Origin of the sequence: Streptomyces silaceus, from assembly GCF_001419745.1 — a bacterium.
GTDB classification, from domain to species: domain Bacteria; phylum Actinomycetota; class Actinomycetes; order Streptomycetales; family Streptomycetaceae; genus Streptomyces; species Streptomyces silaceus.
In genome coordinates this window covers 1-4924 of record NZ_LIRJ01000617.1, presented here as the reverse complement: position 1 = coordinate 4924, position 4924 = coordinate 1, and the positions used below count along the sequence as shown (strand labels likewise).

Sequence of the window (4924 nt, the reverse complement as noted above, 5' to 3'; positions counted from 1 at the left end):
GGCGATAAGTGTGGCTCCAGCCCCGGCGCAGGCGGGGCATGCGCACGGTGCCGGGTGGGCACCGCCCCCGGTGCAGAGCGGCGATGAAGGAGGCGCCAAGCCCGGTGCGGGCGGGCACGGACTCGGTGCCGGGCGGCGATGAGCGTGGCTCCAGCCCCGGCGCAGGCGGGCGCCAGTCCCGGGGCCGGGCCCCGATGAAGGTGGGGGGCGGGACCGGCGAGGTCGAGGGCGCCGGACCCTTCGGCTCAGTGGGCGTCCGACGCCCCCCGCGCCGTGGAGAACGCCACCGTCAAGTCCCTGACCAAGGACTTCCGTTCGTAGTCGTCCAACGCCACGAGTCCCCGCTCCGTCAGCCGGCTCACCGTCGCGTCCACCGCGTCGAGGACCGACGTCACCACCCCGTCCCGCCGCCGGGCGTCCAGCGCCGCGAGCTGACGGCGCCGCATCGCCGCCGCCACCTCCGGCGCGTACTCCACCCGCGTCGGCCGCGCCGAGAAGACCTCGACACCCACCGCCCGGCACTCCGCGGCCAGCGCCCTGGTCAGCGCGTCCCCGAACGCCTCCGTGTCCCGCAGCGTCGGCTCGTCCGCCGCGGGCTCGCCGAAGGAGTCCGCCGGCAGCCGCGACGCGACCCGCACGGTCACCGCCTCCACCTGCTCCCGCAGATACGCGAGGTGGTCGTCGACCGTGAACAGCGCCCGCGCCGCGTCCTTGACCTGCCACACGACCAGGACGACCACCCGCAGCTCGACGCCCTGCGCGTCGACCGCCGCCATCGGTTCGCTGCGCCAGTGCCGCAGCCGCACGTCGACCCGCCTGCGCAGCACCAACGGGTTGATCCACACCAGCCCCGTCCGCCGCACGCTCCCCCGGTACCGCCCGAACAGCGCCAGCGTCCACGCGCTTCCGATCCGCCCCCGGGTGAGCCCCGCCAGCGCGAACAGGACGACCAGCCCGCAGCCGCCGACGGACGCCTGGCGCCAGACGTCGAGCCCCTGGCCCGGCGGGCGTTCGGGCAGGCGGAGGAGGTCCGTGAGCCGTGCGGGAAGCAGGCCGCCCGACCAGAGCAGCGCCCCGGCCCCGCCGAGGGCGAGCAGCGCCACGAGCAGCGCCCACCAGCCGGAGCAGGCGCGCCCGCGCCGTTCGACGAGGTCGCGGTCGGGGCGGGGAGGAGCGGGGGCCGGCAGGCGCGGGCCGTCGGTGGCGCGCGGCGCCTCGGGGGTTTTCGCCGGGGGCCGCGGTTTCGCCGTGTCGCCCCGGAACAGCAGGTCCATCGGTATGGAGTCATGACGGTTGCGTACGACCAGTTCGCGCAGCGCGCCGCTGTCGCCCGGCTTGTCCGGTTTCCCTGGCCCCTTCGGCGCTGCGGGTTCCTTCGGGTCTTCCGGCACGGGCACAACCAGACCTCTCACGGGCGTACGTCAGTTGACGCCTCGACAGATGATCATGAACCATCCCGATCCTGCCGGAAAAGGACACCCTTGCGCACCGGCAGAAGTCCCTTCCGGTCGGGACTTTCGTCCCTGGAATCAGTCGGTGGGGCCGGGGAGTTCCGCCGCCAGGAGTTCCGCGAGGTGTTCTCCCCTCACCCGCGCCAGCTGGTCCAGCTGTGTGCGGCAGGAGAAGCCGTCGGCCAGGACCACCGCGTCATCGGGGGCCCGGCGCACCGCGGGCAGCAGTTGTTCCTCGGCGCAGGCCGCCGACACGTCGTAATGGCCGCGTTCGAAGCCGAAGTTGCCCGCGAGTCCGCAGCAGCCGCCGGTCAGCTCCCCGGTCAGGCCCGCCTTCTCGCGCAGTCGCCGCTCGGCCGCGTCGCCGAGGACGGCGTGCTGGTGGCAGTGGGTCTGGCCGACGACCGGGCGGTCGACGCGCGGCGGCCGCCACTGCGGGGCCAGCTCCTCCAGCGCCTGCGCGAACGTGCGGACCGACGCGGCGAGGCGGTGGGCGCGCGGATCGTCGCCGAGGAGTTCGGCGAGGTCGGCCTTCAGGGCGGCGGCGCAGCTCGGCTCCAGGACGACGACAGGGATGCCGGTCTCCAGGACCGGGGCCAGGCGGTCGAGCGTGGCGCGCAGGACGGCGCGGGCGCGGTCGAGCTGGCCCGTGGAGACGTACGTCAGGCCGCAGCACACCCCGCCCGGCGGCAGCGCGACGGTGAGCCCCGCCGCTTCGAGGACCCGCACCGCGGCCCGGCCCACCGACGGCGCGAGGTGGTCGGTGAAGGTGTCGGGCCAGAGCACGAGGTCGGGACGGGCGGGCAGGCTGTCCTGTGGCCGTCCGCGCCACCACTGACGCAGCGTCCGCGTCGCCACCTCCGGCACCGGGCGCCGCGCGTCGATCCCGCCGAGCCGCTTGCCGAGCGCCGCCAACGGGCGGACGCGGGCCAGGGCGTTGACGAGCGGTGCCGTGCGCGTCGCGGCGACGGCCCGCAGCCAGCGCGGCAGCCATCCCATCGTGTAGTGGGCGGCGGGCCTGCGGCGGCCTTCGTAGTGGTGGTGGAGGAACTCCGCCTTATACGTGGCCATGTCGACGCCCACCGGGCAGTCCGAGCGGCAGCCCTTGCAGGACAGGCAGAGGTCGAGGGCGTCCCTGACCTCGGTGGAGCGCCAGCCGTCGGTCACCACCTCGCCCGCGAGCATCTCGTGCAGCAGGCGGGCGCGGCCGCGCGTGGAGTGCTCCTCCTCGCCCGTGACGCGGTACGAGGGGCACATCACGGAGGTGGGCGACGCCGGCGCCGCCGTACGGCACTTGGCGACGCCGACGCAGCGGCGCACCGCCGCCGAGAAGTCGCCGCCGTCGTGCGGGTAGCCGAAGGCGACGTCGACCGGCTCGCGGGGCAGCGGGGCGAAGCGGAGGTCGGCGTCGAGGGGGGCGGGGCGCACCAGCATGCCGGGGTTGAGCAGGCCCGCCGGGTCCCAGACGTCCTTGACGCGTTCGAAGAGGCGGACGAGTTCGGGTCCGTACATCTTCGGCAGCAGCTCCGCGCGGGCCTGGCCGTCGCCGTGCTCGCCGGAGAGGGATCCGCCGTGCGCGACGACCAGTTCGGCGAGGTCCTCGGAGAACCGCCGGAAACGGGCGACGCCCTCGCGGCTGAGCAGGTCGAAGTCGATGCGTACGTGGATGCAGCCGTCCCCGAAGTGGCCGTAGGGCGTGCCGCGCAGGCCGTGGTCGGACAGGAGCGCCCTGAAGTCCTTGAGGTAGTCGCCCAGTCGGGCGGGCGGCACCGCGCAGTCCTCCCAGCCGGGCCAGGCCTCGCTGCCGTCGGGCATGCGGGTCGCGGTGCCGCTGGCGTCCTCGCGGACCCGCCACAGGGCGCGCTGTCCCGCCGGATCGTCGACGACGAGGGCGTCCGTCACGTCGGCGGCCCGCACGATCGACTCGGCACGCGCGCGTGCCTCGGCCGGGCTGTCGCCGCCGGTCTCCACGAAGAGCCAGGCCCCGCCCTCGGGCAGGCCGCCGGCGTGGGACGAACCGCGCACCAGGTCGGCCGCCATGCCCTCGACGGTGAGCGGGCCGTGCGGGAGGAGCCCGGCGGCGGCCTGGGCGGCGGCGCTCTCGTCGGCGTACCCGAGCACGGCGAGCGCCCGCGCGCGGGGCGCCTCGACCAGGCGTACGTCCGCTTCGGTGACGATACCGAGGGTGCCCTCCGAGCCGCAGAAGGCGCGGGCGAGGTCCGGGCCGCGCTCGGGGAGCAGGGCGTCCAGGGCGTAGCCGGAGATGCGGCGCGGCAGGTCGGGGAAGCCGGTGCGCAGGAGCGCCAGGTGACGGTCGATCAGGGGGCGCAGGCCCTCGGGGGCGCCGTCCCAGCCGTGGCCGAGGCGGTGGGATCCGCCCTGGCCGCCGACGACCGTCAGGCGGCGGATGTTGTCGGCCGTCGTGCCCCAGGCCACCGAGTGCGACCCGCAGGAGTTGTTGCCGATCATGCCGCCGAGGGTGCAGCGGCTGTGGGTGGAGGGGTCGGGGCCGAAGGTCAGCCCGTGGGCGGCCGCGGCGGAGCGCAGGTCGTCCAGGACGACGCCCGGCTGGACCACGGCCGTGCGGGCGCCGGGGTCCAGGGACACGATGCGGTTCATGTGCCGGGTGAGGTCGAGGACGACGCCGACTCCGGTGGCCTGTCCGGCGATCGAGGTGCCCGCGCCGCGCGCCACGACCGGCACGCCGCGCTCGCGGCAGACCGCGAGGGCCGCCGCCACGTCGTCGGCGTCGCGCGGGGCGACCACCGCGTCGGGCACCCGGCGGTAGTTGGAGGCGTCCATGGTGTGCAGGGCCCGTGCGGTGACGGAGAGGTCCACCTCGCCGCGCACGGCCGCGCGCAGGTCCCTCGCCAGGCCGTCGGGGCCGTCGTCGAGATCGCTCATGCCGTCCAGGATGCATCCGCGGGGGCCCCTCGGGACCACCCCGCCCCACCCGTTTTCTCCCTATCCGGAAGGATAGATTCCCAACATGGTCGACAACTCTCCTATAGTGGCCAAGACTTGAGCAGAGTGTGTCGCTTCCGATCGAGGAACCCGTTTGATGACCGCGCCAACCCCCCTCGCGCGCCCCGGGACGGAGCACCCTCCGCTGCGCCCGACCGCGCTCGTCCTGCTCGCCTGCGCCGTGGTCACCGCGGCGCTCACCGGAGCCGCCGTCGCCCTCGCGCCCGCCTCCGTGCGCCCCCCCCTGGCGTGGGGGTGCGGGGCCGCGGCCCTCGCGCTGAGCGCCGCCGTGGCGCTCGCCTTCCACGGCCTGCGCGGCACTCGGCTCCTGCGCCGGCAGGCCGAGTCCGTACGGCAGGACACCGAACGGCTCGTACGGGAGCAGGCCGCCCGTGCCGAGGAGTTCGCCCGTGAGCGCACCGCGCTGACCGAGTTCTTCGCGCGCGAGCGGACCGAACTGACCGTGCGCGCCCGCACCGCCGAGTCCGAGCGCGCCGCCGCCCTCGCCG

The 4924-nt window shown here is 75.5% G+C and carries 2 protein-coding genes and 1 pseudogene; 1 reads left to right on the top strand and 2 read right to left on the bottom strand.

The window, feature by feature from the left end:
- Positions 1–245 precede the first annotated feature (245 nt).
- Both AOK22_RS37775 and AOK22_RS37770 read right to left on the bottom strand, forming a co-directional pair.
- Positions 246–1391, bottom strand: coding sequence for an SPFH domain-containing protein (locus tag AOK22_RS37775; protein ID WP_237773517.1), 1146 nt, complete (start codon positions 1389–1391; stop codon positions 246–248).
- A 138-nt stretch (positions 1392–1529) separates the two neighbouring features.
- A complete protein-coding gene (locus AOK22_RS37770; RefSeq protein ID WP_055703171.1) occupies positions 1530–4355 on the bottom strand; it encodes an FAD-binding and (Fe-S)-binding domain-containing protein in 2826 nt (941 codons plus the stop codon).
- Between the two features lie 157 nt (positions 4356–4512).
- Between AOK22_RS37770 and AOK22_RS37765 the strand changes: the two are divergent.
- Positions 4513–4924 (top strand): annotated as a pseudogene (locus AOK22_RS37765) (ATP-binding protein); the annotation flags it as partial.

Bases quoted from the DNA above. Each gene is read 5' to 3' on its own strand.
- AOK22_RS37770 (WP_055703171.1), bottom strand. From the start codon at position 4,355: ATGAGCGATCTCGACGACGGCCCCGACGGCCTGGCGAGGGACCTGCGC.